This is a genomic window from Maribellus comscasis, assembly GCF_009762775.1.
Classification (GTDB): domain Bacteria; phylum Bacteroidota; class Bacteroidia; order Bacteroidales; family Prolixibacteraceae; genus Draconibacterium; species Draconibacterium comscasis.
Genome location: NZ_CP046401.1, coordinates 3731987 through 3757763, shown reverse-complemented (window position 1 = coordinate 3757763; position 25777 = coordinate 3731987). Strand labels below are relative to the sequence as shown.

Here is a 25777-nt window from a genome sequence, read left to right as displayed (position 1 = left end):
CATCGTTAAGCAGGCTTTTTTTTGTACATTTGCACCTCAAAAATTTTTAGTCAGAACTCTGAAAAAGAAAACATGGAAATTCCGAGTAAATACAACCCGGCCAAAGTAGAAGACAAGTGGTATAAATACTGGATGGACAACAACTATTTCCATTCAACACCCGACGAACGTGAACCCTACACCATTGTCATACCACCACCTAATGTTACAGGTGTATTGCATATGGGGCACATGCTCAACAATACCATTCAGGATATTTTGGTTCGACGGGCTCGTATGACCGGTAAAAATGCCTGTTGGGTACCCGGAACCGACCATGCTTCAATTGCAACGGAAGCCAAAGTGGTAAATAAACTGCGTGCTGAAGGAATTGACAAATATGATCTTTCCCGTGAAGAGTTTTTAAAACATGCCTGGGACTGGACAGACAAACATGGCGGAATTATCCTTGAACAGTTAAAAAAACTGGGTGCTTCCTGCGACTGGGAACGCACTGCTTTTACCATGGACGAGGCCCGAAGTGAATCGGTAATTAAAGTTTTTGTTGACCTGTTTAACAAAGGACTGATTTATCGCGGCGTTCGGATGGTAAATTGGGATCCGGCTGCCAAAACAGCACTTTCCGACGAAGAAGTGATTTACAAGGAAATGCAGGGAAAACTGTATTACCTCAACTATAAAATTGAAGGAGAAGATGGTTTTGTAACAATCGCAACCACCCGCCCGGAGACTATTCTGGGCGATACCGCGGTTTGTGTAAATCCGGCTGACGAGCGTTTTTCTCACCTCAAAGGGAAACGCGTTTTGGTGCCGCTTGTTAACCGTTCTGTTCCAATTATCGAGGATGAATATGTGGACATGGAATTTGGAACCGGCTGTCTGAAAATCACACCTGCTCACGACATTAATGACTATGAAATTGGGCTAAAACACAATTTGCCTACCATCGATATTTTTAACGACAACGGAACATTAAGCGAAAAAGCCGAATTGTTTATTGGGGAAGATCGTTTTGATGTCAGAGATAAAATTGTTCCTGAACTGGAAAACGCCGGTAACCTGGTTAAAATTGAAGATTACACGAATAAAGTGGGGTTCTCGGAACGTACGGATGTGATTATCGAGCCAAAACTTTCGGCGCAGTGGTTCCTGAAAATGGATGAACTGGTAAAACCGGCACTGGAAAATGTGATGAACGACACCATCAAATTTCATCCGGCAAAATTTAAAAATATATACAACCATTGGATGAGTAACATCAAGGATTGGTGTATCAGCCGCCAGTTGTGGTGGGGGCATCAAATACCGGTATATTATTTACCCGATGGAACTTTTGTTTGTGCCGAGACTGTTGAACAAGCACTGGTGCTTGCAAAAGAAAAATCGGGTAATTCCGGTTTAACAGCAGCCGACCTGAAACAAGACGAGGACGCACTGGATACCTGGTTCTCAAGCTGGCTCTGGCCTATTTCCGTTTTTGACGGAATTCGTGATCCGGAAAACAAAGAAGTGAATTATTATTATCCGACTTCGGATTTAGTAACAGCGCCGGATATTATTTTCTTCTGGGTAGCACGAATGATTATTGCCGGCTATGAATACCGTGATGAACTTCCCTATAAAAATGTGTATTTCACAGGAATGGTTCGCGATGCGCAACGGAGGAAAATGTCAAAATCATTGGGAAATTCTCCTGACCCGCTGGACCTTATTGCCAAGTATGGTGCCGATGGAGTACGGGTTGGAATGTTACTTTGTTCTCCGGCAGGTGGCGATTTGCTTTTTGATGAAGGCTTACCTCAACAGGGAGCAGGATTTGCCACAAAAATATGGAATGCTTTCCGCCTGGTAAAAAACTGGGAAGTTTCTGCTGAAATAGAACAGCCGGAACACTCAAAACTGGCCATCGAATGGTTTAAAAATAAACTAAATGAAGTAGTCGTCCTGTTAAACAAACAGTTCGACCAATTTCGTGTTTCCGAGGCACTTATGACGGTTTACACATCAGTTCGCGACGAGTTTTCGGGCTGGCTGCTTGAAGTTGTAAAACCGGCTTACCAGCAACCTGTCGATGCAAAAACATACAACGAAGTAGTAGAATTGTTTGACCAGATGTTACGGTTGATGCATCCTTTTACTCCATTTATAACCGAAGAGATCTGGCAACTGTTAAGTGAGAGAAAAGAGGGTGAAAGCATTATGATAACCCAGCTTCCAAAGGCTGAAAAATTTGATGCTGATTTGCTTTTAGCTTTTGAAAATGTAAAAGAAGCCATTTCCGGTATTCGTAAAATCAGAAAGGATAAAAATATTCCGAATAAAGATTTGCTGGAATTAAAAATACAAAAAGGAGATAAAGGGTACGAAGCCGTTTTTGACAGTGTTCTGACAAAAATGGGCAACCTTTCGTCTCTCGAAGCAGTTAGTGAAGAGGTAAAAGGCGCTGCTTCTTTTCGCGTAAAATCAACAAACTTCTATATTCCTCTGGAAGGATTTATCGATGTGGAAGAAGAGCTGAAAAAGCTGGAAGAAGAACTGAAATATACAAAAGGCTTTCTTAATTCGGTGATGAAAAAACTGGGCAACGAACGTTTTGTCAACAATGCACCGGAAGCGGTGGTTGCAAAAGAAAAAGCAAAACAAGCCGATGCCGAAGCAAAAATAAAAGTACTGGAAGAACGGATTGCGGGGATGAAATAAAAATAAATTGTTGATTTTAACTTCAAAAGAGACAACAAGGAGTAGCTAACAATAAGAACTTCCTTCTCCTTAAATCATGTTAAAAAAGCCGTTAAAATATGTTATCTTTCAGTCCTTCTAAAACCAATTGAATACTTTTAGAACCGGTTTTTGAATGGCAATGAAAATAATAAACAAAACTATATTCTTTTTTCTGCTGGCTGTTACACTCAATGGTTATACCCAGGATGATGTAGTAGTGGATCCGATGTTAATCCGGTTGCAGGCAAAAATTATCAGTACAGCTGACAGTTCTGCAGTGCCCTATGCAAACATTGTAAATAACCGTACCCACAGCGGAACCATCACAAATGCCGATGGCTTCTTCTCGCTCGAAATGTTAAACATTGATAGTTTGGTGGTATCCTCAGTTGGGTATCAAAAGGCGGTTTTAAAAGTGCCCTATAATTATAACGGGAACAGCGTTTTGGTTTTTCTGTTAAAACCAATGAATTACAATTTGGGAGAGGTTCAGGTAAAAGGGGAACGACAAAACGTGGATCTTGGACTGGAAACAGGCAAACCAACAGATATTCCTGTTGAATTGCGTGGCGATGCATTTAATGAAAAACCACCTGTGGTTGCGGCACTTTTTAGCCCGATCTCGTTCTGGCAATACCATTTAAGCAAACGCGAAAAACAAAAAAGGGAAGTAAGAAAAGCCATAGCCCTGGAAAAAAACTGGGAAATGCATTCACAAAATTACAACAAAGAAATGGTCATCTTCCTGACAGGGATGACTGAACCACAAGCTGACTCTTTTATGGTTTGGTTTAACGGGAAAGATGTATTGCCCTACACATCCAATGAATATCAGGTTCGTGCTTCTATTCTGGAATATTTCGAAATTTATAAGAGAGAAGGCAGGCTAAAATAAAAAACCACGCATGAGAGTGGTTCATGTCATTATAATTCAGTGATTTTAATATCTCTCCATTTTACCTTTATCCCACCGCCGGAATGAATTTGCAATGCAATCGCACCTTTGCCTTTTGCAATTTTTTCATCTTCTATATCAACCATCTCGGTGCCGTTTAACCAGGTTGTAACATGACCGCCTTCAACACGGATTCTCATTTTGTTCCACTCTCCCATTTTCAGGATATTTTCTTTTTCATCGGGAATCTGCACAAGCCATCCCCTGCCGTACGATTCATAAATTCCACCTGTATCGTGATTTGGCGGAGCAACTTCCACCTGCCAGCCACTTACTTTGGTTCCTTCAAAAGTTGAACGAAAAAATACACCTGAATTGCCGTCAGCTTCCTGAAGAAATTCAAGTGTTAAATCAAAATCGTCGTAAAATTTTTTGGTTGACAGGTAGCCATATTCCTCATCGGGTCCGCTTTCGCAAATCAAAAGACCTTCTTCAACATACCATTTTTCAGTGCCGTGAACAACCCATCCCTTGAGATTTTTCCCGTTAAACAAAACATTTCCGTCTTTGGCAGAGACCATAAAAGTACCTGCAAAAGCAAATAAAATCAGAAGTAATAATGTTTTTTTCATTGTTGGTAGTTCGTTATATATGTTTCTGTTTTATTCGTTTTACCGGCCCAATTCCTTTTTCAGCAATTTTACATTATTTTCCAGCCGAGTGATGGTTTCATCTTTTTCTTTAATCTGGGCCTTCAGATTTTCCGTTTCCGATTTCACTTTCCCAAGCTGATTTTGCAGATCCGTAACTTTATTTTCACCCGAATTTACCTGGCCTTCCAGTACACTTATTCTTTCTGCCAGTTGACGCTTGTCAAAACTATACTGATCGACAAGCTGTGTTTTTGCATCCAGCTGGCTTTCCATCTGGGCAACCCTGGATTCGAGTGTACGAATAGATTTATCCTTATTTTCTATAGCCGCTGTTAAGCGCTGTTTTTCAAAATCAAGATTAAAACTGGTTTGCTCCAGTGATTCATTTTGCTGGCTCAACTTTTCATTTAAAACAAAAACCTCACTATTCAGCGAGTCAATGTACTGATCTTTCATTGCGTTACTCTGCATCAGTTCGTTTTTCATGGCTTCAAAATCGGCTATCAAAGCCTCAATCCGTTTCGCCCGTGCATTGTTTTCGTCGGTTAACTGCCGAACCTGATCTTCTGCTTTTAACCTGCCATCCTGCATCTCAAGAAATTTCTTTTTTGATACACATGAACTTATTAAAACTGCAACCGCAAAAAAGGAAAGAACAAAATATTTTTTTGACATATTTTTCGTTTTTGTTTTAACAAAGATATAAATAATAATCCCCTATTATAACGTTATATAAGTGTGAATGGTATTTATTTATTACTTTTAATTCAAAAAGAAAAATGAAGAAAATAATTATAATAGTAACACTCTTTTTTTCCACATGGATTGCTTCGGCGCAGAACGGTTCAAAAGTTGTTGAAACCATTAAAGGGAAAGTGATCAATGTAGCCACCAACGAACCGGTAGCTTATACGAACATTGGTCTGGAGGGAACATTGTATGGGACTGCCAGCAATGCAGATGGTGATTTTGAGTTAAAAATCCCCGAAGAACTCGCATCAAAAAACATTTATTTTTCGGCTGTGGGATTTAAAAACAAAACATTTCCGGTTACCGATCTGTACGGAAAAGAATACAGTGTTATTAAACTTGAATCGCAATCCTACGATATTGGGAATATTGATATTGCTGCCCAATCCAAAGTTTTAATACGAATTCTTCGAATGGCTGCAGAAAATACTCCCTATAATTTTATTGGCGGACCTTACAACCTGATTTGCAGTTACGAGAACAATAAAACCATTAACGACACTACACAAACAAATCAGAAAGCAAACGTTACAATTTATGATAAAAGTGGTTATACCAATCCGTCAAAGCTTGATGCTTTTCAGTCGGTAAAATATGCCGTTGAAAAAGACACAGAATATGAAACAGACTACCGTTTTTCAACCGGAACAAATAATATTGGCGAATTGCTCGATTTTGATTGGGTTCGTTCGGGATCTTCCGTATTAAATCCTGATCTCCTCGCCGATTTCAGACTGACTTTGGAAGATGAACCGGTTGTAAATGGTGACGAGTGCTGGACCATCGCTTTTAAACAAACCGTTCCGACACTGGCTGGTTCAGGTGATTTTTATGCTACTTTTTTTGAAGGAAAAATTACGATTAAAAAAGAAGATTATTCAGTTAAAAAAATTGAAGGAACTATCCACTCAAAACAAAACAGTTTACAGGGCCGATCTTTGGCAGTAACGAATTCCAGCCTAAAAGTTAAAAAGGATGTTTCGTATCAGTACACAATAAACTATGCCAATTTAAAACCAGAACTTATACAGGTTGAAAAGAAATACAAAATGGATGGCAGCCAAATTCAGGAGCAAATCAGTTTACAAGTTAACCAGGTTCAAACCACTAACGTAACCGCCTTGCAAAGCAGAGACTATTTTTCAGGAGAATAAAGAAAATATTTAGTTAACCATCTCCATGTCAGACCACAAGGAATTATTTGATAAAAAAATAAAAGCGCCTTAAAAATACAAAGCGCTTTTATCTATGAGTCTGTACTAAATTAATCTTCTTTAAAAAGTTCTTCTTCAGTTACTTTTTTTACCAGCATACTGTCTTTCAGCGATTTTGTTATTGCATTATAGGGTGCAATAACTACCTCATCTCCTGCTGAAATTCCTTCCAGGATTTCAATACTGTTGTTATCCTGAATACCGGTTTTTACCTCTACTTTTCGAACAACGTCGTTCTTTAAAACAAAAACAACTTCTTGTTTTTCTTCACGTTCAGTAACTTCCTCCTCTCCATTTTCATCCGGAGAATCGCTTTCATCTTTCACTTCCTCTGTTCCGCCACCTTCTTTTTTCACACGTGTTGCAACAGCCGAAATAGGAACTGAAATAACATTTTCACGCGTTTCTGTTTGAATATCAACGGTGGCCGACATCCCCGGGCGAAACGGGTATAAATTGCCGGAAACAGAATCAACAAGATCATTATAAGACTCAGCCAGTAAAAATACTTTTACCTCAAAATTCGTCACCTGGTCTGTTGCGGTCCCGGTGGTGCTTGCCGAGTTGGCAATTTCAGTCACGATTCCTTTAAACTTCCGTTGCAAATAAGCATCTACTTCGACTAAAGCCGTATCGTATTTTGAAACTTTTACAATGTCATTTTCATTCACTTCAACTTCCACCTCCATCCTGTCTAAGTCGGCAACAACCATCATTTCGGTACCAACCATCATACTGGTTCCTACTACACGTTCGCCTTTTTCAACATTTAAAGCCGAAATGGTTCCCGCGATAGGTGCGTAGATTTTGGTTTTTCTCAACTGTTCGTCAGCTTCTGATACCGAGGCTTCAGCGCTTTTTACTGAAAATTCAGCAGCCCGAACCTCAGCCTGGGCAACTTTATATGAAGCTTCAGCAGATTCGTATTCCGACACGGGAATAGCACCACCATCATAAAGCTGCTTTGCCCTTTTAAAGGCCATTTGCCGCTCAATTTGCTGTGCTTCGGCTTGTGCCAATCGGGCTTTTGACGAATTCAAAGTTGCCTGTGCCCTGTTTAGTGCCGAAACATACATGTCTGGTTTAATCACACAAAGTAAATCACCGGCTTTTACTTCATCACCTTCTTCAACATATAACTCAACAATTTCGCCGGCAACATCAGGGCTAATTTTCACCTCCGTTTCAGGTTGTATCTTACCGTTGGCTGTAATCAGTTCAGTTATAGTTTTACTTTCAACCGTTTCAGTAGCGACGCTAACAGCATATTCCTGCCCAAACCAACCGGCCTTTTTCCCAACAACCAAAACAATAATTGCAACAACAAGCAAAACAATTGCGTATGGTAGTATCTTTTTCTGATTCATAATTGTCGAAGTTTTGTTTTATATGTCAGTCGAGTCCGCTTAAAATTACAACTTATTGTTTGTGATACAGAAATAATTTCCAAATATACTTTATTGTTTTACAAGCATTCTTGCAGTCAGTCTGCTGTGTTGTTCCAGATAAATATCTTTTTCTTTAACCATCCAGTCTAAAACTTCTTCGGTGTAATGCCTGATTGTGATTAAAGTAAGATCGGTGTTGTACCTGACGGAGTAGAATGGCTTCAGTTCCAGAAAAATTTCCTGCAAATCGGCTTCCGGCGCATCAATTACAAGGTTTAAATCGATTGCCGACTGTTGCATGAGGGTAACTTTCACCCGGTTTTCCAAAAGAAAATTGACTACACGGTCGATGTCATTAATGCTGATAAATGAAAAATCTTTAGGAGACAATGTAATCAATACCAGATTTTCTTTTAGAATAAAAATTGGAGGCAATTCTATTTTATGATCGATCTTATGAATTACAGTTCCTGAATTTTCAGGCTCGAGGAACGACTTCACATACAGAGAAATACCCTTATTGTGAAGAGGTTTCATTGTTTTAGGATGGATAATCTGAGCTCCTGAATGTGTCATCTCAACTGCTTCCCGGTATGACAACTCAGTAATTTTTACAGCGCCATCCATTTTCTTGGGATCTGCACTCAGTACACCCGGTACATCTTTCCAAAAAGAAACGCTTTCAGCATTTAAGATATTCCCCAGAATGGCTGCTGTAAAGTCAGAACCTTCGCGCCCCAGTGATGTAGTTAAATTTGTGGTAGTTGAACCAATAAAACCCTGGGTAATATATAAATTCTGCCCATTGAACCGGAATGTGTCCTGAACCAACTCCTCTGTCCATTCCCAGTCAACTGATGCGTCACGAAAATTATCGTCAGTGCGAAGACAGGCACGGATATCAATCCATTGATTTTTTACTCCGGCGTAGTTCAGATAGTCGCTTATGATTTGTGTAGAAACCAGCTCCCCAAAACAAATAATCTGATCGTATTCAAAATTATAATCAAGTGAAGGAACTTTCTTTAATTTCGCTTCGAGTTCAACAAATAAAAAGGTAAGCGACTCAGGAATTCCGTTTCCATCAAAAAGATCATCCATTATCTCTTTATGATAAGCTTTAAATTCCTGAAATATCTCGTATTTTTTTTCATCTTTGTTAAAATAGGCTCTCACCAGTGTTTCCAGTAAATTTGTCGTTTTACCCATTGCCGAAACAACAACTACAAGATTTTCATTGTATTTTCCCAGAATACGGGTTACATTTTTAACGGCCTCCGCGCTTTTAACAGAAGCACCACCAAACTTAAATATTTTCATTGTCCGATATTTTCTCTGTGCAGGGAATATTCCCATCATTAAAAAAACTAAAGGTGTAAAATAATATTTTCCGGCAAAACTAAAGAAATATTATCATCATATAATACAACACAAAACAAACAAGGCATCCTTTAAAAAATTGATTAATTTAGTTGCGCTCTGAAAATAACGTATGAATATTTCGTCGAAAGTAAAACTAAATAACGGAGTAGAGATGCCCTGGCTGGGACTGGGAGTATTCGAATCCCGGGAAGGAGGGGAAGTTGAAAAAGCAGTTCTTCACGCCTTTAATTATGGTTACCGAAGTATCGACACGGCTGCTATGTATCACAACGAAAGAGGTGTTGGAAACGCAGTAAAACAAAGTGGTATTCCCAGAAAGGAAATTTTTCTCACAACAAAAGTATGGAACAGCGATCAGGGGTACCAAACTACCCTGCGCGCCTTTGAAGAAAGTATCGGGAAACTGCAAACCGAATATATCGATCTTTATCTTATCCATTGGCCCAAGGGGAAACGCTCTGCGGAAACATGGAAAGCAATGGAAGAGTTGTACCAAAAAGGTAGAATCAGAGCCATTGGTGTCAGTAATTTTATGATTCAACACCTGGAAGAGCTTTTACCCGGATGCTATGTATTGCCCGCCGTTAACCAGGTGGAGTTCCACCCGGAACTGGTTCAACCCGAATTGTTAAAATATTGCCAGGAGAAAAAAATCCAACTGGAAGCCTGGAGTCCGATTATCAAAGGAAAAGTAAATAACTTACCGGTAATTCAGGCACTGGCAGTAAAATATGGAAAGACACCGGTTCAGATTGTTTTACGCTGGGATATTCAAAAAGGGGTGGTAACCATTCCAAAATCATCAAATCCGGAACGAATTTCTTCTAATGCGGATATCTTCGATTTTAATATTAGTGAGGAAGACATTTTAAAAATCGACCGGTTAGATAAATCGCTCAGAATTGGGCCGGATCCAAATAATTTTAGCTTTTAATTCAAATAAAAATACGATGAAAAAACTGCTGCTGTTTGTTATTATTGTCAGTGCTTTAGGTGTACAGGCACAAATTCAAAAAAATAATAAAAGTGTACTTACGATTGAAAAAATCATGCAGGATCCTGATCAATGGATTGGGACACTTCCTGAAAGAATCTCATGGGATGACAACAGTTCCAATATATACTTTAACTGGAATCCCGGGATGGACACGCTTTCATCGCTTTATTCCTATAATCTGAAAAGCAGAAAAACAGAGAAAGTGTCGTTGAAAGAACAACAGAATTTACCTGGCCGGTTTTCCGATTATAATTCAGACAACACAAAAAAAGTGGCGATCAAAAATGGGAATCTGTATCTTTTCAATTTGAAAAAAGGAACTGAAAAACAGCTTACCGACTGGTTAAAACGAATCTCAGCCCCACAGTTTGTGCTTGATGATTCGCACATTTCTTTCCTACTCGACCAGAATTTTTTTTTACTGAATTTGGAAAGCGGAGTAATAAAGCAAGTAACTAATTTTTCTTCGGGAGATGAACGACCGGAAAGAAAGAGTCAGGGACAGGACAAGTGGCTGGAAGAGCAGCAAATGGAACTGTTTGATGTACTAAAAGAAAGAGAAGCCATGAACAATGCCCGTGAAAGACAACGGGAAAAAGAGGAAATACCGGAACCACTAAAAATATATTTGGGTAAAAACAGGTTAAGAGACGCGTCACTGAGCCCCACAGGGAAATTTGTTATTTATTCCACTTTTGAAATGCCACAAGGACAAAAATCGACATCGGTTACCCACTTTGTTACAGAATCGGGTTACACCGAAGAACGTGATGCACGAGCAAAAGTTGGTAGCCTGCAAGCAAGCTCTGAAATGGGAATTTTTGATATCGAAAATAATAAAACTGTTAAAATTATCACTGATGAAATCCCCGGATTAAAAGACCTGCCTGAATACCTAAACGATTATCCGGATAAAAAGCCCAAAGATGATGCTGAATTAAAAAATCGGGAACTTAGCCTATTTGGTCCGGTATGGAATCCCGAAAGCGATAAAGCCATTTTAGTGGCTCTTTCAACGGATCACAAAGACAGGTGGATTTTGCTTCTCGATCCGTCAACAGGAAAACTGGATTTACTGGACCGCCAACATGACGAAGCATGGATAGGTGGCCCGGGAATCGGAAGTTGGGGATATTCAACAGGCAGTATTGGCTGGATGCCAGACGGAACATCCGTTTGGTTTCAGTCGGAAGAAAGTGGTTACTCCCATTTATACACTGTAAATACGGAAACAAAGGCAAAAAAAGCTTTAACCTCAGGAAAATATGAAGTTTCCGAAGCTTCCATTTCAAATGATAAAAAATATTTCTATTTCGCCGCCAACAAAGTACACCCCGGTGTAATGCATTTTTACCGGATGCCGGTTTGGGGAGGTGAGCTTACACAAATTACATCGATGGAAGGCAACAACGAAGTAACGCTTTCACCCGATGAAAAATATCTTGCCATCCGTTATTCGTATGCCAACAAACCCTGGGAACTGTATTTACAGGAAAACAAACCCGGAGCCGAAGCAACTCAGATAACCCAGTCAACAACTGATAAATTTAATGCCTACCCGTGGCGCGTTCCGGAGTTTATAACATTTGCCGCCGAAGATGGAGCAGAAGTGAATGCACGTTTATACCGCCCTGAAAATGCAGAGAAAGATGGTCCGGCTGTTGTTTTTGTACATGGTGCCGGCTATTTACAAAATGCACACAAATGGTGGAGCAGCTATTTCCACGAATTTATGTTCCACAACTTTTTAGTCGACAATGGCTACACTGTTTTAGATATTGATTACCGTGGCAGTGCCGGTTATGGGCGCGACTGGCGAACAGGAATATACCGCCATATGGGAGGTAAAGATCTTTCAGACCATGTAGATGGTGCCAAAATGTTAGTCGAAAAGTACAATGTTTCGCCTGAGCGAATCGGAATTTACGGAGGGTCGTATGGCGGATTTATTACTTTGATGGCCATGTTCACAGAACCCGGTGTCTTTGCCGCCGGAGCCGGACTTCGTTCTGTTACCGACTGGGCACATTACAACCACGGTTACACTGCGAATATTTTAAATACTCCGGTGGAAGACAGTATTGCCTACCGGCAAAGTTCTCCGATTTATTTTGCAGAAGGCCTGGAAGGCGCACTTCTGATGTGCCATGGAATGGTGGATGACAATGTTCAGTTTCAGGATATAGTGCGACTGTCGCAACGCCTGATTGAACTGGGGAAAGAAAACTGGGAACTGGCTGTTTATCCCGTTGAAGCACACGGTTTTGTGGAACCATCGAGCTGGGCTGATGAATACAAACGAATTTTTAAACTTTTCGAAGAAAATCTGAAATAAAAATATTAATCCACCGGAAAGTAAAAACGTCAAGATTGAATTATTGACGTTTTTACTTTCTTAAGTTATTATAAAATATTGGATTATTTAACTTACTGAAATTCAAAACTGTCCTGCATTGTTTACCTTTGTATTCTAAAACAGACAGAATTGAAAAATTATTTGAAAATATTCAAATTGGTCTCCCCCATTATTTTTTGCCTGTTTTTCTTTTTGTCCGGACAGATTAACCAATCTACACAAAAAATCAGTTCAACAGACCGTATTGTTTGTTCAGAAGATTTGAATTTTATTTGTGACACCTCTGCAGAAATTCCTTCTTTCATTGAAGAGGAGGTAGAGGATACAGATAAAGGTTTCTGTGAGCTGGCAAGAGAAATATTCTCTAATAGAAAGATTACTCCAAATTATTTACTTGCGGAATATACAAACAACGATATTTTACCGGTTGTTGTTTTGATTCAACAGACCAACCTTCCCCCTCCAATTTTAAGCATATCCTAAAATATTGACAAAATAAAACAAAAAACTTTTTAAATCGAACCTAAGACTGTGTTTGATTATTTACCATTTGAGGATTGTTTTAACCCGTTGAATTTAAAAAGGAATGTTTAAAGCAAAAATAAATCCTTCTTTAATTATCCATTTTCTTTCAATTGTAATTTCTTTTGAAAGTTTGTTTATGTTTCTGGCTGTTTTTATTTCGGCTTTAAATCACGAATCAATTACACAAAAGCTTCTTTTGTCCTCTGTATTTGCTTTTGTTTTGGGACTTTTGTTAAATATTCTCACCAAAAACCAACGACACAGTGAACCATCGCGAAAAGAAAGCTTTTTTATCGTGAGCATTAGCTGGTTTATGCTTGGACTGATCGGTACGATTCCATACCTGGTAACCGGAACTATTCCGAATTTTGTAAATGCTTTTTTTGAATCAATATCGGGATTTACCACAACCGGTTCATCCATTCTTGCCGATATTGAATCGCTTCCAAAAAGTATTTTATTCTGGCGGGCTGAAACTCACTGGATTGGCGGAATGGGAATTATTGTTTTGGTGGTAGCGGTTATGCCCTTTCTGAACATCAACGGGATTTATCTTTTTTATTCTGAAATTTCGAGTGTTACAGATGAAAAAATATCAACAAAAATCAGATATGCTGCCCGGAACATGTGGCTCGTTTACATCGGATTAACATTTATAGAAATAGTTTTTCTGCTGATCGGGAAAATGTCGCTTTTTGACAGTGTCTGTCACGCTTTTGCCACGGTTGCAACCGGTGGTTTTTCCACCAAAAACGACAGCATCGCAGGCTTTTCACCTTACATTCAATACATTATAACTCTATTTATGTTACTGTCCGGAATCAATTTTTCTTTGCATGTTATTTTGTTAAAAGGGAAATTCCGCACTGTTATAAAAAATGAAGAACTAAGGTTGTACCTCTTTATTATTTTGGTAATTGGCGCTACCATCACCGGACTTTTATATTTTGAGCAACATCTCAAACTTGAACAGGCTTTCCGAGACTCGGTTTTTCAAGTCGTTTCTGTTTTAACGGCAACCGGTTTTGCCACTGCCGATTATCTGAAATGGCCTGAACAGGCGACTTTACTCATTGCCCTTTTGATGTTAATCGGAGCATCTTCCGGATCAACCGGCGGCGGTGTGAAAGTTATCAGGCATCTTATTTCCTTAAAAAAAATAAGACATTCATTTAAAACTTTAATAAAGCCCAACGTTGTAAATGTAATACGATATAACGGAAGCGCTGTACAATCCGAGTATATCTCAGGAGTACTCGCATTTGTGATTTTGTATTATCTTATATTAATGGTCAGCACACTGATTATGATGTCTTTCGGACAAGACGCCGCCACATCATTTGGGGCATCGGCAACTTGTATGGGCGGTATCGGACCCGGATTTGGAACCGTTGGCCCCGTAAGCAATTTTCTTCATTTACCCGACGGAGCCAAATACTTTCTTACCATTTTGATGGTAATAGGACGACTTGAAATTTATTCTGTCCTTATTATTTTCACCCGGACTTTCTGGCGTTTATAAACGAATCAATGTTTTTGGGAGACAAACCTGTTAGCTCCCTGTATTCTGCATTACAAATTTATTCCTCTTTTCAATTCGTTTCGCCCAGTAAACAAATGGAGTATCGGCCGCAGCTACAATCCATTTTAGAAAATAGGTTGTAATAAATATCTCAAATAAAATTCCTGTTTCATAAACACCATAAAAGGCTATCAGCACAAAAACAAGACTGTCGATCAGTTGAGAAACCATGGTACTCAGGTTATTTCTCAACCAAATCTGGCTATCCTTTGAAAATCTTTTTCTCCAAAAATGATACGCCCACACATCATGCCGCTGCGATAAAAGATAAGCCGCCAAACTTGCCACCGCAATTCGTGGCATCAACTTAAATATTGTACTGGTTGCTTCATGTGTTACCGCTGCAAATTCATCTCCTTCCAAAGGGACAAAAACCAATGCCAGGTTCATTAGCAAAGTCATTGAAATAAGGCTAAAAAAACCTATCCAAACGGCCTTCTTCGCTTCTTCCTTTCCATAGTTTTCGGAAAGTATATCGGTAACCAGAAACGATGTGGCATAAACAATATTGCCAAGTGTCGCCACCAGCCCAAACAATTGTATGGTTTGAATAACCTGTATATTGGCTACAATTACGGAAATAGGAATCCACATAACTAATCCCCACTTACCAAAAAGTTTATAGGCTAAAATAATCAGGAAAAAATTTGCCAGCAGCATAGCCAGCCATAACAATTCGTTTTGCATTTTTTTAATTTTTTAGTCGCAGGGTGATGCCACCTGCAATAGTTTATATTCGAATTCCGGCTGCAAAATTAGCAAAATTCCTGATTCTTAAACTTATTCTTCTTATTAGGCTAACTATTGTTTTGAGCCATTGGTAAGATATTCCTCGCAAAAGACGCAAAACAGTTATACGCAAAAAGCGCTAAGGTTATAAATTGTTAACAACCCTGTGAATATTATCTTTTAAAGTTTTGGAATTAAAATTTATCAGCAATCCCAATTTTAAACCTGATAGTTTCAGATAGGTAAGCAGTTGAGCAAAATGAACAGGTGCAACGGCTTCTACAGCCTTAACTTCTATTATTACCTTACTATTAACAAGAAGATCAATCCTGTAACCAATCTCCTGTCTTACTTCTTTATAAATAAACGGTAATGGAACCTGTTGCCTTACATCAAATCCCGTTTCCTTCAAATCATAGGCAAGAGCGTTTTCATACACAGACTCCAGTAACCCAGGCCCAATACTTTTATGTAATTCTATTGCTGCACCAATAATTTTATATGATAGTTCATTCTCGTGCATGGGTTCTTTTTTTTGCGATTTTGGCGTTCTTGTAGTTTTGTGAACTCTGCGTGAAATAAAAGTAGTCAAAACCAGTTAAACCTAAAAATAATAATTAGCTCATTTTTATTCTTATATTTCTACCAGTCATTAATCTTAAGTTACATCAACCTCCCTGGTTATATAACCTGCATAATCCTTTACAATGGGTTGGTAACTTTCATGAAACAAACTTGACGACACAATGAAGTCAGCGGTTGAACGGTTCGATGCCGTTGGAATGTTGTACAAAACGGTTATCCGAAGCAAGGCTTTTACATCCACATCGTGTGGTTGTGGTTGCATCGGGTCCCAGAAAAATATCAAAATATCCACTTCCCCGTTGACAATCAATGCGCCTAATTGCTGGTCTCCGCCAAGTGGTCCCGATTTTAATCGTGTTACGGTTGGCGGAACAACACTATTCTCCAAACATTTAAAGGCAAGAGTTTCTTCCACTAGTTTCCCGGTTGTTCCGGTACAAATTAAGTTATGTTGAACCAGCTCCATCCAGTTGAACGACACCCATTCTATTATATCTTTTTTACGATTGTCGTGTGCAACAATCGCAATGTTTTTTTTCTTTTTCATGGCTTTTAATTGTTTAATTTCAATAAACTCACAATGAATTTTATGTTCAGAAGTTTCGTTTGACGGTGTTTTTTTTGGCTTTTTTACACCTGGTCCCATCTTTTTCAGGGACAATAATTAATTGTTTTCGCTACAAAGGTATACGTATTTCAGCCACAACTCTGCAACAAAATTCAGGAGAATTGAATTTATTTAGATTTATTTAATCTTTACAAACCAAATGAATAAAAAGCAACAAACAAATACTACACAAAAAACCACATTTACAACATGTTACACACAATCCACTTCAATATCTCTTTTTTGAAACAGATTCTTGAATATCCCGACAACTATTGGGTCGAATAACAAGAAGAAAAATTAATACTGAATGACACCGGTTTATATGATGGCCTTAATATCACCAATTATACTCAACGCCAAATCATTAGCTGCTTCTTTTGTTTTTGCTTCGGAATAAATTCTGATGATTGGTTCTGTATTTGATTTTCGAAGATGTACCCAGGAATCAGCAAAATCAATCTTAACACCATCAATGTCATTTACATTCTCATGTGCATATTTCACTTTCATTTTTGCGAGAACTTCATCTACATCAATTTCGGGCGTGAGTTCGATTTTATTTTTTGAAATAAAATAATCGGGATAAGTTTTACGAAGTTCAGAACACTTCAGCCCGCTTTTGGCGAGATGGCTTAAAAACAAAGCGACTCCAACCAACGCATCACGTCCGCAGTGACTGGCGGGATAAATAACGCCTCCATTCCCTTCACCGCCAATTACAGCATTGGTCTCTTTAATCTTAGCTACCACATTTACTTCGCCAACAGCCGCAGCGGCATATTTCTGTCCGTATTTTTCGGTAACATCCCGCAAAGCACGGCTCGATGAAAGATTGGAAACCGTATTTCCGGGAGTTTTACTCAATATATAATCGGCTACCGCTACAAGTGTATATTCTTCGTTGAACATGGTTCCGTCTTCGTTGATAACAGACAAACGGTCAACATCCGGATCAACCACAAACCCCACATCAACGCTGCTGTTTTTTATTATTTCCGAAGTTTCAACCAAATTCTCGGGAAGTGGTTCCGGTGTATGTGCAAAATGTCCGCTAGGCTCGCAGTTTATTTCAACAATATTTTTAACATCCAGAGCCTTTAGAAGTGCAGGAATTGCAACTCCGCCCACCGAATTAACGGCATCAACTGCAACAGAAAAACCGGCTTCCTGAATTGCTTTAACATCTACCAATTCCAAATCCAAAACCTTTTGGACATGGATAGCTGTGTAGTCTCTTTCCAGAGTAACACCCAGATCATCAACCTCTGAAAAAACAAAATCTTCCGAATCAGCAATCTCCAGGATGGTCGCCCCTTCTTCTGCGTTTAAAAATTCACCTTTCGAATTGAGCAACTTAAGCGCATTCCACTGTTTTGGATTATGGCTTGCTGTTAAAATAATTCCTCCGTCAGCCTTTTCTTCGGTAACGGCAATCTCTGTTGCAGGTGTAGTTGCCAAACCGATATTTACTACATCGCAGCCCATTCCGTTTAGTGTTGCAATAACCAGCGAACTCACCATTTGCCCGGAAATTCTTGCATCGCGGCCAACAACAATTTTCACCTTTTGTTTACTGGCTGCAAACTTCGCCCAAACGGCATAGGCAGCAGTGAATTTAACTACGTCAAGCGGACTTAATCCGTTACCAGGTTTTCCACCAATGGTTCCACGTATTCCTGAAATTGATTTTATTAATGTCATCTAGTGTGAATTTGAGCTGACAAAAATACAAAGGCGATTTAAAAAATGGAATAAAAACCGATAAACTATTCGTTAATTTCTTCCAATTCCTTTAGTGTAAGTTTTAGTTTGGATATGTAATTGCCATACAATTTATAAAACCCCCAGCGAAAGAAAACATAAACTCCAACCGTAATTAAAAGCAAAAGAAACAAAGTAATAAAAACAGTTGTTGCAAGGTCTCCGAATTCAATTTCGTTTATTTGAATTCCCTCACTGTGAGCCTTAAAGAGAACGCCTTCATAAACACCGGCAATAAAATTTATAGAGAATGAAATAAGGATAATAAAAATAGAAATGTAATATAATGTCCGGTAAAAATTTAATGTCGAAATAATCTTTATAAGCGTATTTTTGAGGTCACAGGTTTGATCGCATATTTTTTTCACTTTGTAATACCTCGCCACAAAGACTAAAAAAGTAACGATAATTATCACATCTCCAAAAACAGATAAAATCTGAAGCCAGGTAGGAAGTTCAAGTTCTTTTTCAAAGTTTTTAACCAATTCAGGGGAAAGAACAAAGTCGTTCAGTATAAAAACAAGAATCAACGCGAAAAGGACAAAAAAACCAATACGAATATTCCGATCGATTCTTTCGATCAGATTTTTTGTCCGTTTTCCCAACATCTCCCTTATTTGAGCTTCGTCCAACTCCTTGTTCGATGCGAGTTTATCCCATGTTTTTTTCAGATCTTTTAAATCCATATATGTCTACTCTTCTGTTACCATAAATTTTTTTAATTTTTTCTTAATCCGGTTCATTTTCACCCGCACATAATTCTGGGTAATGCCGGTAATCTCAGCAATTTCTTCATATTTTTTATTTTCAAGATAGAGCAACACAATCGACTTTTCAACGCCAGTGAGCTGCCCCACTGCTTTATGCAACTGCTTGATATTTTCTTCGGTTTCTGTATCGTATTTCTCATCAGCAAGCTGAAAATTGTCGTACGACAGACTACTCTGGTCTGGTCGTCTTTTATTCTTTTTGAATGAGGTAATTGCTGTATTTAAAGCGACTCTGTACATCCATGTTGAAAATTTCGAATCGTTCCGAAAAGAAGGATAAGACTTCCAAAGCTGGGCAACAATCTCCTGGAAAAGGTCGTTTCTATCCTCTTCAACGTCGCAATAAATATTGCACACCTTGTGAATGATGCCCTGATTTTTCTGGATTATCTGTAAAAATTCCTTTTCCAAAACTGCACTATTAGTAACGAATGATTGAAAATATTACAATTTTCTTTTTTCAAACCCGGTTTTACCAGTTTTTTTTCAAACTGAAAAACTGTTGCGTTTTGGAACCTGCTTTTTTGAGTTTTAAAAATCAGTTTATTTTCAGAAAATGAATTTCTTTTTCTGAAAGAAAACGCCACTTTCCCCGGGGAAGATTCTTTTTTGTAAGGCCGGCAAACAGCACACGGTCGAGTTTCTTAACGCGGTATCCCAAATGTTCAAATATTCTTCTTACAATCCGGTTTCTGCCTGAATGAATTTCGATACCAATTTCAGTACGATTTTCAGGAGTAATAAAACTTATGGCGTCTGCGGCAATTCTCCCGTCTTCCAAATCCAAACCGTCAGCAATCTGAAGGAGATGTTCTTTTGTGAGCGCTTTATTTAACGTTACCTGATATACCTTTTTCATATTATGGCTCGGATGTGTTAACTTTTTCGACAAATCACCATCGTTTGTAAACAATAGCAAACCGGTGGTATTTCTGTCAAGTCGGCCAACAGGATATACACGCTCTTCACAGGCATTGCGAACCAAATCCATTACTGTTTTGTCGGCATGCGGATCATCTGTTGTCGTTACAAAATCTTTGGGTTTGTTTAACAACAGATACACCTTTTTCTCCGCACTTAATCTGCGTCCATCGAAACGAACTTCATCGCCTGGTTTCACTTTTGTTCCAAGCTCGGTTACTGTTTTTCCGTTGATTGAAACCAGCCCGGCCGAAATGTAGGTATCAGCTTCACGCCTTGAACAAACTCCGGCATTGGCAATAAATCTGTTTAGTCTGATATCTTCAGAATATGTTTGTTTTTTGGGAGTTTTTTTAATCACCCGGGCTTTTGTTTTGGAATAGGTTTTCTTCTCTTCCACCGAAGAATATCTTTTTGATTTTTCGGTTTCACTTTTTGAAAACCGTCCTTTTGAAGCTACTCCCTTTTTAAGCGATTTTGTTTCTTTATTTTCCAGGCTTTTCCCAATCCGTTTTCCACCCCCCACTCTTTTGCTGTCTCCTTTTTTGTAATTATTTCTCATTATTAACGTCTGATTTCTGCAAAGGTCGGAAAAATTCCGCATTAAATATAGCTATTCAACAAGTTCAAAATGATTATCTTTAATCGATTAAAAAAATTAAAAGAAAACAGTTATGCAATCACACGAAATTGATTACAAAATTAAGGGACATGATGTACAATTGGTTGAAGTTGAACTCGATCCGGGAGAAACTGTAATTGCCGAAGCAGGTGCCATGCTTTACATGGAAGACGGCATTCAGTTTAATGCCCGAATGGGTGATGGTTCAAATCCCAATGCCGGTTTTTTTGATAAACTCTTGTCGGCGGGTTCGCGTCTGATTACGGGAGAGTCGCTGTTCCTGACTCACTTCACCAACCAGGGATGGGGCAAAAAACATGTGGCGTTCTCTGCACCGTATCCCGGAACCATTATTCCAATGAACCTGGCACAGATGGGTGGACGCGTAATTGTTCAGCGCGATGCTTTTTTATGTGCAGCAATGGGTACAAAAATATCGATCACATTTAACCGCCGACTGGGCTCAGGATTTTTTGGTGGCGAAGGATTTATTTTGCAAACATTACAAGGCGACGGAAATGCGTTTGTTCATGCGGGAGGAACCGTAATTGAACGCCAGTTAAACAATGAAGTGTTAAAAGTAGATACAGGTTGTATTGTAGGATTTGAACCTTCAATTGACTATAGCATTGAACAGGCAGGAGGACTTCGCTCAATGATTTTTGGCGGCGAAGGAATTTTTCTTGCAACCCTGCGCGGAACCGGAAAAGTGTGGCTGCAAAGTATGCCAATAAGAAAACTGATTGCACAACTTTCAACCCATGGACCAAATACAAGAAAAGAAGCCCGCGGCGGATTACTCAACAATCTGTTGGAAGGATAATTTTAAGTTCTCAGTATTCAGTCGCAGTTTGCAGATTTACCAAGAGCAAACTGTGACTGAACGCTGTGACTTCTCTATACCACTTCGGGCAAACTGATTCCTTTTATCTTCCGGTATAAATCGAGGGCAAAAATATCGGTCATCCCGGATATAAAATCTACAACCGACTGAATTTTGGGATACAATAAATCGCTTTCAATTTTATATTGCCCGGGCAGCAAGGAAAGAATTTTTTTACTGTATAAATTCCCTGGCTGAATTACTGCGCTGATAAACTCTTCAAGCAAAGTTCCTATAATTTTGTATCCGGCAATTTCAATCTCAACTACCGACCGATGATTGTAGACCTCTGAAAATGAAATTTCCTTTACTACTTTCATTGCTTCTGACTGTTTTTCACGAATCGCACCGATTAAACTTCCTTCAAAAACACCGTTCATAATTGTATCCTGGTTTTGTACAAAAACATCCATACATTCATGAATCAGTTTCCCAATAACTCCGGCCCTCAAATAGCTGATTTGCTCATTTCTATCTGTTACACGCCGAAGTGTATTTTCAATACTTCCGAGCGATTTTTTGTCTTGCACAGGGTGATAAAAATCGAGGTAAAGTTCCTTTGTTGTATCGTAACTCAAAATCCCCAGTTTAAATGCATCTTCCAAATCCATAATCTGGTAACAAATATCGTCAGCCGCCTCCACGAGGTAAACCAGCGGATGTCGTTGGAATTGATTTCTTTTCTCCGGGAGCATTTCAATTCCCAGTTCACCTGCTATTTTTAAATAATCCTCTTTTTCCGACTGAAAAAAGCCAAACTTTTGTTTTGTTGCCCAAACCGATTCAAAAGGATATTTTACAATGCCAGCCAGAGTTGCATAAGTAAGCGCAAAACCACCCGGTCGTTTCCCGTTAAACTGGTGAGTTAACAAGCGAAAGGCATTGGCATTTCCATCAAAATGGGTTAAGTCTTTCCACTCGCCTACATCTAATTTTTTCTCGAATTCAATACCTGCATCGTTGGTAAAAAAATTGGAAATAGCAACTTCTCCAGAATGACCAAATGGCGGATTCCCCAAATCGTGCGCCAGGCAAGCTGTTGAAACAATTGTTCCGATTTCGGAAACCAGGTTACTTTCCGAATCAACTTTTTCAGAAAGTAAGTTTCCAAGCGAACGTCCTACACTGGCCACTTCCAGACTGTGTGTCAACCGGTTGTGCACAAATATATGTTCCGGCAATGGAAATACCTGTGTTTTATTTTGCATCCGCCGAAAAGGCGATGAAAAAATAATCCGGTCATAATCACGCTGAAACTGGGAGCGATCTTCTTTCTTTTTCGATGTTTCCCAGTCTTCCATCCCCAAACGTTTTGTTGAAAGCAATTTATTCCAGTCCATTCTAAATTTTTATACTGCTAAAATATTTAATCTGTCCAAAGAAATCGTAAAAATCCAAAACCAATTGAAGTTTGAGATTTATTATTTGCTGCGCATTACAAAGTGTAGGTTGAATATTGTTTTACCTGTTTAGCCAATTCCCTTGCTTTTCCACCAGTAATCTCATTCAATTTTTTCCAAAATTCGGGTCCATGATTTTTTATTTTAGTATGAACAAGTTCGTGTAACAAAATATAATCAATCAGTTCATCGGGCAATTTCATCATTTGTAAATTCAAACTAATATTGTTTCTCGAAGAACAACTTCCCCAGTTCCGGCGGTTATTCCTGATTGTAATGGTATTTACATTAAATTTATATATATTAGCCAGTTGCCTTAATCTTTCCGGAAGAAATCGTTTGGCTTCAAAACGGTAAATTTCCGTTAAAACTTTTTCAATAAAAAGTTGCGCTTGTTCCGTGTCAAAATCCTTTACAAATATTTTGATTGTTTCACTTTTGTGCTCAACTTTATTTTTTTCAGCTTCACAAAAAACGACCGTATGTAATTTTGTTTTTATCTCATCACCGGCTTTTACCCGATTCTTTTTTAACTCAAATTTGTCCTGTTGCCGCCGAATCCATCCTGCATTCTTTTGAACAAATGTTGCTACTTCGTAGTTCGATACAAAATAAGGAAATGAAACCAGCACGGATTTATCGGGTTTTACGCTTATCTTTATATTTTTAGATCGTCGGTTAGGGTAAAAAGTTACTTTTCCGATGTCGTTAATTTGAACTACTTTATTTGTCATTCGTTTATATAGAAAAATAAAATCAAAGATATTAATATGAAACGAGCTGAACCTTTTTTCAGCATTTTTAGTATTAAAAATTTATACAGCTAATTTCAATCTGACTAAATAAAATAATTTATGGAACGAAAAAAAATGGAAGTATTTGGGAACCTCACAAAATACGATACAGTGGTTGCGATAGAAGAAAAAATTCTTCCGGGCAGCCTGGTTTTTGATTCATTAAATCCTTTCCCCGGGTATTATCATGAAACCCCGATGAATGTAAAACCCATTTATTTGTACCTGGTTCTTGAGAAACAATATCCTTTGGAAGAAGTGCTTCGGGCTACTCAAAACATTGAGCGTGAATACAAGTGGAATTTTGATGCAGGAAAAGGATATATGCAGATTGGTTCTGAATTCTTAAACGTAATTCGTGTCAGGCATCTCCCCGATCTTGATTTGGTTGAAAAAATTCAGGAAGCTTATTTGCAACATGGGATTAAATTTTTGATGAACAAACGCCTGAAAGGAAAACTTGAAGCAGAAGTGAAAATTGTAAAATTTATGATGCTTGAGAAACAGGGAGACGGCGTTTATGTTGATGTGAATGAACCAACATTTGGATATATTGAAATTCCAAAATTTTTACACTATGAAGCATTTGTAAAAGTTTCGATGGATGTAAAATACAACTGGGAAGGGCATGAATATGATGCCGCCAGTGGATCTTTTTACAAAGATGGAAAACTGTATGAAGTGGTTCGTATTCGTTCCAACAAGCTGGATTCCGAATATCTCTCAAAAATCAGGAAACTATATCTGGAAAAAATCAGATAACAAGAATAAAAATAAGGCTACCTCAACCAGGTAGCCTTATTTCTTATCGTATTTTCTATTGTGTTAAAAAAACATCCCTGCTATTTTCCAATACAGTATATTTTTTCAACTCCTTTAAAAATATACGCACCATTAGCTACCGCAATCGAAGCCCAAAATTTATCGTCTATCGAATTTTCTGAAACCAATTCAAATTCTCTTCCTGCCTTCAAAACCCGGGTATTTCCCCTTTCATCGTAGAAGTAAATTTTATTGTCGCATACCCATGGTGAAGCCCAGCATGCACCAACTCCGTCAATCTTTTCTTTGTAAACCAAATTACCCGTTAAGGCATCAAAACAACTTATTTCGCCACCGCGACTTGACAAAATATAAATTAATCCATTGTATAAAAGTGGAGATGGATTTGCCACTCCGGCCTCAGGAACCAACCAAATTACTCCGTCACTTGTTGTTTCTCCTTCAGCGGGAGTAATATTTCCGTCTGCCCCGGCTTTTACAGCAAACAACGGCCCCACTGCATCGGGACCACCTGCATTCCCAAAATAAATTGCTTCGTCATCAAAAACGGGTGAGGGAATTGCAAATCGTCCTCCAAGCTCCAATTCCCATAATAATTCACCGGATTCCGGATCATAGGACCGGGCCTTACTCCCTAAAGTAACCAGTTCTGTTCTATGACCATTTTCCCAAATAACAGGTGTACTATAAGTTGTTTTTTCATCGCGCGATTTTCTCCATTTTTCTTCTCCCGTCACTGCGTCAAGAGCCACAAGGAATGAATTCTCTTCATTATCGACAAGCACATACAGAACATTATTATAAAGAACAGGAGAAGAACCTGTTCCCCAGCCGTTTAAAGTAGGATAGGCACCCAAATCCTTTTCCCAGATTAAACCACCTCCTGAATCGTAACAATACACTCCTACCATCCCATAATATACATAGACTCTTTTACCGTCAGTTACCGGAGTTTCACACGCATAAGTGCTGCCTGCATGTTTTTTTATTCGGGGATTTCCTTCAAAAGAAATCTTCTTCCATAATTCGTTTCCTGTTTTTAAATCCAAACAGCTTATTTGCCAGCGATAAATATCTTCCAAATAACTATTATCTTCCGGAGGCGGTGGAGGAGCATCTCCATTTCCCTGTTTCTGTTCAGGTTCATTTTCCTGTATTTTCACAGGAGCTTTTTTAACTAAAACAGCGGAAGAATAAAACACCTTGTCTCCGTAGATTATTGGTGAAGACCAACTTTCACCATCCATGTCGGCAGTCCAGCGAATATTCAAACTATCGCCCCACTCCGTAGGTAAATTCTTTCCAATTACAACCATGTTAAAATCCGGTCCGCGAAATTGTGACCAGTTGTTGGTTGTGCAAGATGAAAGAAAGAATGCAAAAAATAAAAACAAAATGAACAAATGGTTAGTAACTTTTCTTTTCATAATGGTTGTTTCTGGTTTTTAAGTAATT

General features: G+C 38.6%; 23 protein-coding genes. 9 read left to right on the top strand and 14 right to left on the bottom strand.

All coding sequences use genetic code 11. The features are described from left to right. The first annotated feature begins 72 nt into the window (after nt 1–72). Nucleotides 73–2700: a valine--tRNA ligase gene (locus tag GM418_RS14790; RefSeq protein ID WP_158867626.1), complete on the top strand. Its 2628-nt coding sequence runs from the start codon at nt 73–75 to the stop codon at nt 2698–2700. 154 nt (nt 2701–2854) lie between these two features. After that, nucleotides 2855–3616 carry a carboxypeptidase-like regulatory domain-containing protein gene (locus GM418_RS14785; protein ID WP_158867624.1) on the top strand — a complete coding sequence of 254 codons (762 nt, stop codon included), beginning with the start codon at nt 2855–2857 and terminating at the stop codon, nt 3614–3616. 29 nt (nt 3617–3645) lie between these two features. Here GM418_RS14785 and GM418_RS14780 read toward each other — a convergent pair whose 3' ends face one another. After that, nucleotides 3646–4248, bottom strand: a complete 603-nt coding sequence (locus GM418_RS14780; RefSeq protein WP_158867622.1) for a 3-keto-disaccharide hydrolase — start codon at nt 4246–4248, stop codon at nt 3646–3648. A gap of 39 nt (nt 4249–4287) precedes the next feature. Next, nucleotides 4288–4944 carry a hypothetical protein gene (locus tag GM418_RS14775; protein ID WP_158867620.1) on the bottom strand — a complete coding sequence of 219 codons (657 nt, stop codon included), beginning with the start codon at nt 4942–4944 and terminating at the stop codon, nt 4288–4290. Between the two features lie 104 nt (nt 4945–5048). Between GM418_RS14775 and GM418_RS14770 the strand changes: the two genes are divergently transcribed. Continuing rightward, a complete protein-coding gene (locus GM418_RS14770) occupies nt 5049–6173 on the top strand; it encodes a carboxypeptidase-like regulatory domain-containing protein (protein WP_158867618.1) in 1125 nt (374 codons plus the stop codon). Between the two features lie 110 nt (nt 6174–6283). On the opposite strand, the gene GM418_RS14765 is transcribed toward GM418_RS14770, so the two are convergent. Together GM418_RS14765 and GM418_RS14760 are read right to left on the bottom strand one after the other, a co-directional pair. Then, entirely contained in the window at nt 6284–7600 is a 1317-nt protein-coding gene (locus GM418_RS14765; protein ID WP_158867616.1) for an efflux RND transporter periplasmic adaptor subunit, read from the bottom strand. Between the two features lie 90 nt (nt 7601–7690). After that, nucleotides 7691–8941, bottom strand: coding sequence for an aspartate kinase (locus GM418_RS14760; protein ID WP_158867614.1), 1251 nt, complete (start codon nt 8939–8941; stop codon nt 7691–7693). Between the two features lie 172 nt (nt 8942–9113). Here GM418_RS14760 and GM418_RS14755 point away from each other — a divergent pair, with 172 nt between their 5' ends. The 4 genes from GM418_RS14755 (at nt 9114) to GM418_RS14740 (ending at nt 14404) form a co-directional block, all read left to right on the top strand. Continuing rightward, nucleotides 9114–9938 (top strand): aldo/keto reductase, encoded by an 825-nt coding sequence (locus GM418_RS14755; RefSeq protein WP_158867612.1) that lies wholly within the window; start codon nt 9114–9116, stop codon nt 9936–9938. Nucleotides 9939–9954: 16 nt separating this feature from the next. After that, on the top strand, nt 9955–12336 hold the full coding sequence (locus tag GM418_RS14750) for a S9 family peptidase (RefSeq protein WP_158867610.1): 2382 nt from the start codon (nt 9955–9957) through the stop codon (nt 12334–12336). Nucleotides 12337–12486: 150 nt separating this feature from the next. Next, a complete protein-coding gene (locus tag GM418_RS14745; RefSeq protein ID WP_158867608.1) occupies nt 12487–12840 on the top strand; it encodes a hypothetical protein in 354 nt (117 codons plus the stop codon). 103 nt (nt 12841–12943) lie between these two features. Then, nucleotides 12944–14404 (top strand): TrkH family potassium uptake protein, encoded by a 1461-nt coding sequence (locus tag GM418_RS14740; protein WP_158867606.1) that lies wholly within the window; start codon nt 12944–12946, stop codon nt 14402–14404. A 30-nt stretch (nt 14405–14434) separates the two neighbouring features. Here GM418_RS14740 and GM418_RS14735 read toward each other — a convergent pair whose 3' ends face one another. The 7 genes from GM418_RS14735 to GM418_RS14705 all read right to left on the bottom strand — a co-directional run bounded on the left by GM418_RS14735 (nt 14435) and on the right by GM418_RS14705 (nt 20402). Beyond that, nucleotides 14435–15151, bottom strand: coding sequence for a queuosine precursor transporter (locus GM418_RS14735; RefSeq protein ID WP_158867604.1), 717 nt, complete (start codon nt 15149–15151; stop codon nt 14435–14437). Nucleotides 15152–15338: 187 nt separating this feature from the next. After that, nucleotides 15339–15716: a GxxExxY protein gene (locus tag GM418_RS14730; RefSeq protein WP_158867602.1), complete on the bottom strand. Its 378-nt coding sequence runs from the start codon at nt 15714–15716 to the stop codon at nt 15339–15341. A 135-nt stretch (nt 15717–15851) separates the two neighbouring features. Then, entirely contained in the window at nt 15852–16325 is a 474-nt protein-coding gene (locus GM418_RS14725; protein ID WP_158867600.1) for a methylglyoxal synthase, read from the bottom strand. A gap of 381 nt (nt 16326–16706) precedes the next feature. Then, nucleotides 16707–18089, bottom strand: coding sequence for a phosphoglucosamine mutase (gene glmM / locus GM418_RS14720; RefSeq protein WP_158867598.1), 1383 nt, complete (start codon nt 18087–18089; stop codon nt 16707–16709). A gap of 65 nt (nt 18090–18154) precedes the next feature. Continuing rightward, nucleotides 18155–18835, bottom strand: coding sequence for a hypothetical protein (locus GM418_RS14715; RefSeq protein WP_158867596.1), 681 nt, complete (start codon nt 18833–18835; stop codon nt 18155–18157). Between the two features lie 6 nt (nt 18836–18841). Next, nucleotides 18842–19330 carry an RNA polymerase sigma factor gene (locus GM418_RS14710; RefSeq protein WP_158867594.1) on the bottom strand — a complete coding sequence of 163 codons (489 nt, stop codon included), beginning with the start codon at nt 19328–19330 and terminating at the stop codon, nt 18842–18844. Between the two features lie 127 nt (nt 19331–19457). Further along, a complete protein-coding gene (locus GM418_RS14705; RefSeq protein ID WP_217447796.1) occupies nt 19458–20402 on the bottom strand; it encodes a pseudouridine synthase in 945 nt (314 codons plus the stop codon). Nucleotides 20403–20514: 112 nt separating this feature from the next. Here GM418_RS14705 and GM418_RS14700 point away from each other — a divergent pair, with 112 nt between their 5' ends. Continuing rightward, the gene (locus GM418_RS14700) at nt 20515–21285 is read left to right on the top strand and encodes a TIGR00266 family protein (RefSeq protein ID WP_158867590.1); all 771 of its coding nucleotides are present in this window, start codon (nt 20515–20517) and stop codon (nt 21283–21285) included. Nucleotides 21286–21359: 74 nt separating this feature from the next. Here the strand turns inward: GM418_RS14700 and GM418_RS14695 are convergent, their stop codons facing one another. Together GM418_RS14695 and GM418_RS14690 are read right to left on the bottom strand one after the other, a co-directional pair. After that, nucleotides 21360–22685, bottom strand: coding sequence for a deoxyguanosinetriphosphate triphosphohydrolase (locus GM418_RS14695; protein WP_158867588.1), 1326 nt, complete (start codon nt 22683–22685; stop codon nt 21360–21362). A 95-nt stretch (nt 22686–22780) separates the two neighbouring features. Then, a complete protein-coding gene (locus GM418_RS14690) occupies nt 22781–23479 on the bottom strand; it encodes a M48 family metallopeptidase (RefSeq protein ID WP_158867586.1) in 699 nt (232 codons plus the stop codon). A gap of 120 nt (nt 23480–23599) precedes the next feature. Here GM418_RS14690 and GM418_RS14685 point away from each other — a divergent pair, with 120 nt between their 5' ends. Then, nucleotides 23600–24301, top strand: coding sequence for a hypothetical protein (locus GM418_RS14685; protein ID WP_158867584.1), 702 nt, complete (start codon nt 23600–23602; stop codon nt 24299–24301). A gap of 80 nt (nt 24302–24381) precedes the next feature. On the opposite strand, the gene GM418_RS14680 is transcribed toward GM418_RS14685, so the two are convergent. After that, a complete protein-coding gene (locus GM418_RS14680) occupies nt 24382–25749 on the bottom strand; it encodes an outer membrane protein assembly factor BamB family protein (protein ID WP_158867582.1) in 1368 nt (455 codons plus the stop codon). Nucleotides 25750–25777: the final 28 nt, after the last annotated feature.

What these genes read in the sequence shown, in the direction of transcription:
- GM418_RS14790 (WP_158867626.1), top strand. Translation starts at nt 73, where the DNA reads ATGGAAATTCCGAGTAAATACAACCCGGCCAAAGTAGAAGACAAGTGG.
- GM418_RS14785 (WP_158867624.1), top strand. Translation starts at nt 2,855, where the DNA reads ATGGCAATGAAAATAATAAACAAAACTATATTCTTTTTTCTGCTGGCT.
- GM418_RS14780 (WP_158867622.1), bottom strand. Translation starts at nt 4,248, where the DNA reads ATGAAAAAAACATTATTACTTCTGATTTTATTTGCTTTTGCAGGTACT.
- GM418_RS14775 (WP_158867620.1), bottom strand. Translation starts at nt 4,944, where the DNA reads ATGTCAAAAAAATATTTTGTTCTTTCCTTTTTTGCGGTTGCAGTTTTA.
- GM418_RS14770 (WP_158867618.1), top strand. Translation starts at nt 5,049, where the DNA reads ATGAAGAAAATAATTATAATAGTAACACTCTTTTTTTCCACATGGATT.
- GM418_RS14765 (WP_158867616.1), bottom strand. Translation starts at nt 7,600, where the DNA reads ATGAATCAGAAAAAGATACTACCATACGCAATTGTTTTGCTTGTTGTT.
- GM418_RS14760 (WP_158867614.1), bottom strand. Translation starts at nt 8,941, where the DNA reads ATGAAAATATTTAAGTTTGGTGGTGCTTCTGTTAAAAGCGCGGAGGCC.
- GM418_RS14755 (WP_158867612.1), top strand. Translation starts at nt 9,114, where the DNA reads ATGAATATTTCGTCGAAAGTAAAACTAAATAACGGAGTAGAGATGCCC.
- GM418_RS14750 (WP_158867610.1), top strand. Translation starts at nt 9,955, where the DNA reads ATGAAAAAACTGCTGCTGTTTGTTATTATTGTCAGTGCTTTAGGTGTA.
- GM418_RS14740 (WP_158867606.1), top strand. Translation starts at nt 12,944, where the DNA reads ATGTTTAAAGCAAAAATAAATCCTTCTTTAATTATCCATTTTCTTTCA.
- GM418_RS14735 (WP_158867604.1), bottom strand. Translation starts at nt 15,151, where the DNA reads ATGCAAAACGAATTGTTATGGCTGGCTATGCTGCTGGCAAATTTTTTC.
- GM418_RS14730 (WP_158867602.1), bottom strand. Translation starts at nt 15,716, where the DNA reads ATGCACGAGAATGAACTATCATATAAAATTATTGGTGCAGCAATAGAA.
- GM418_RS14725 (WP_158867600.1), bottom strand. Translation starts at nt 16,325, where the DNA reads ATGAAAAAGAAAAAAAACATTGCGATTGTTGCACACGACAATCGTAAA.
- glmM (WP_158867598.1), bottom strand. Translation starts at nt 18,089, where the DNA reads ATGACATTAATAAAATCAATTTCAGGAATACGTGGAACCATTGGTGGA.
- GM418_RS14715 (WP_158867596.1), bottom strand. Translation starts at nt 18,835, where the DNA reads ATGGATTTAAAAGATCTGAAAAAAACATGGGATAAACTCGCATCGAAC.
- GM418_RS14705 (WP_217447796.1), bottom strand. Translation starts at nt 20,402, where the DNA reads ATGAGAAATAATTACAAAAAAGGAGACAGCAAAAGAGTGGGGGGTGGA.
- GM418_RS14700 (WP_158867590.1), top strand. Translation starts at nt 20,515, where the DNA reads ATGCAATCACACGAAATTGATTACAAAATTAAGGGACATGATGTACAA.
- GM418_RS14695 (WP_158867588.1), bottom strand. Translation starts at nt 22,685, where the DNA reads ATGGACTGGAATAAATTGCTTTCAACAAAACGTTTGGGGATGGAAGAC.
- GM418_RS14690 (WP_158867586.1), bottom strand. Translation starts at nt 23,479, where the DNA reads ATGACAAATAAAGTAGTTCAAATTAACGACATCGGAAAAGTAACTTTT.
- GM418_RS14685 (WP_158867584.1), top strand. Translation starts at nt 23,600, where the DNA reads ATGGAACGAAAAAAAATGGAAGTATTTGGGAACCTCACAAAATACGAT.
- GM418_RS14680 (WP_158867582.1), bottom strand. Translation starts at nt 25,749, where the DNA reads ATGAAAAGAAAAGTTACTAACCATTTGTTCATTTTGTTTTTATTTTTT.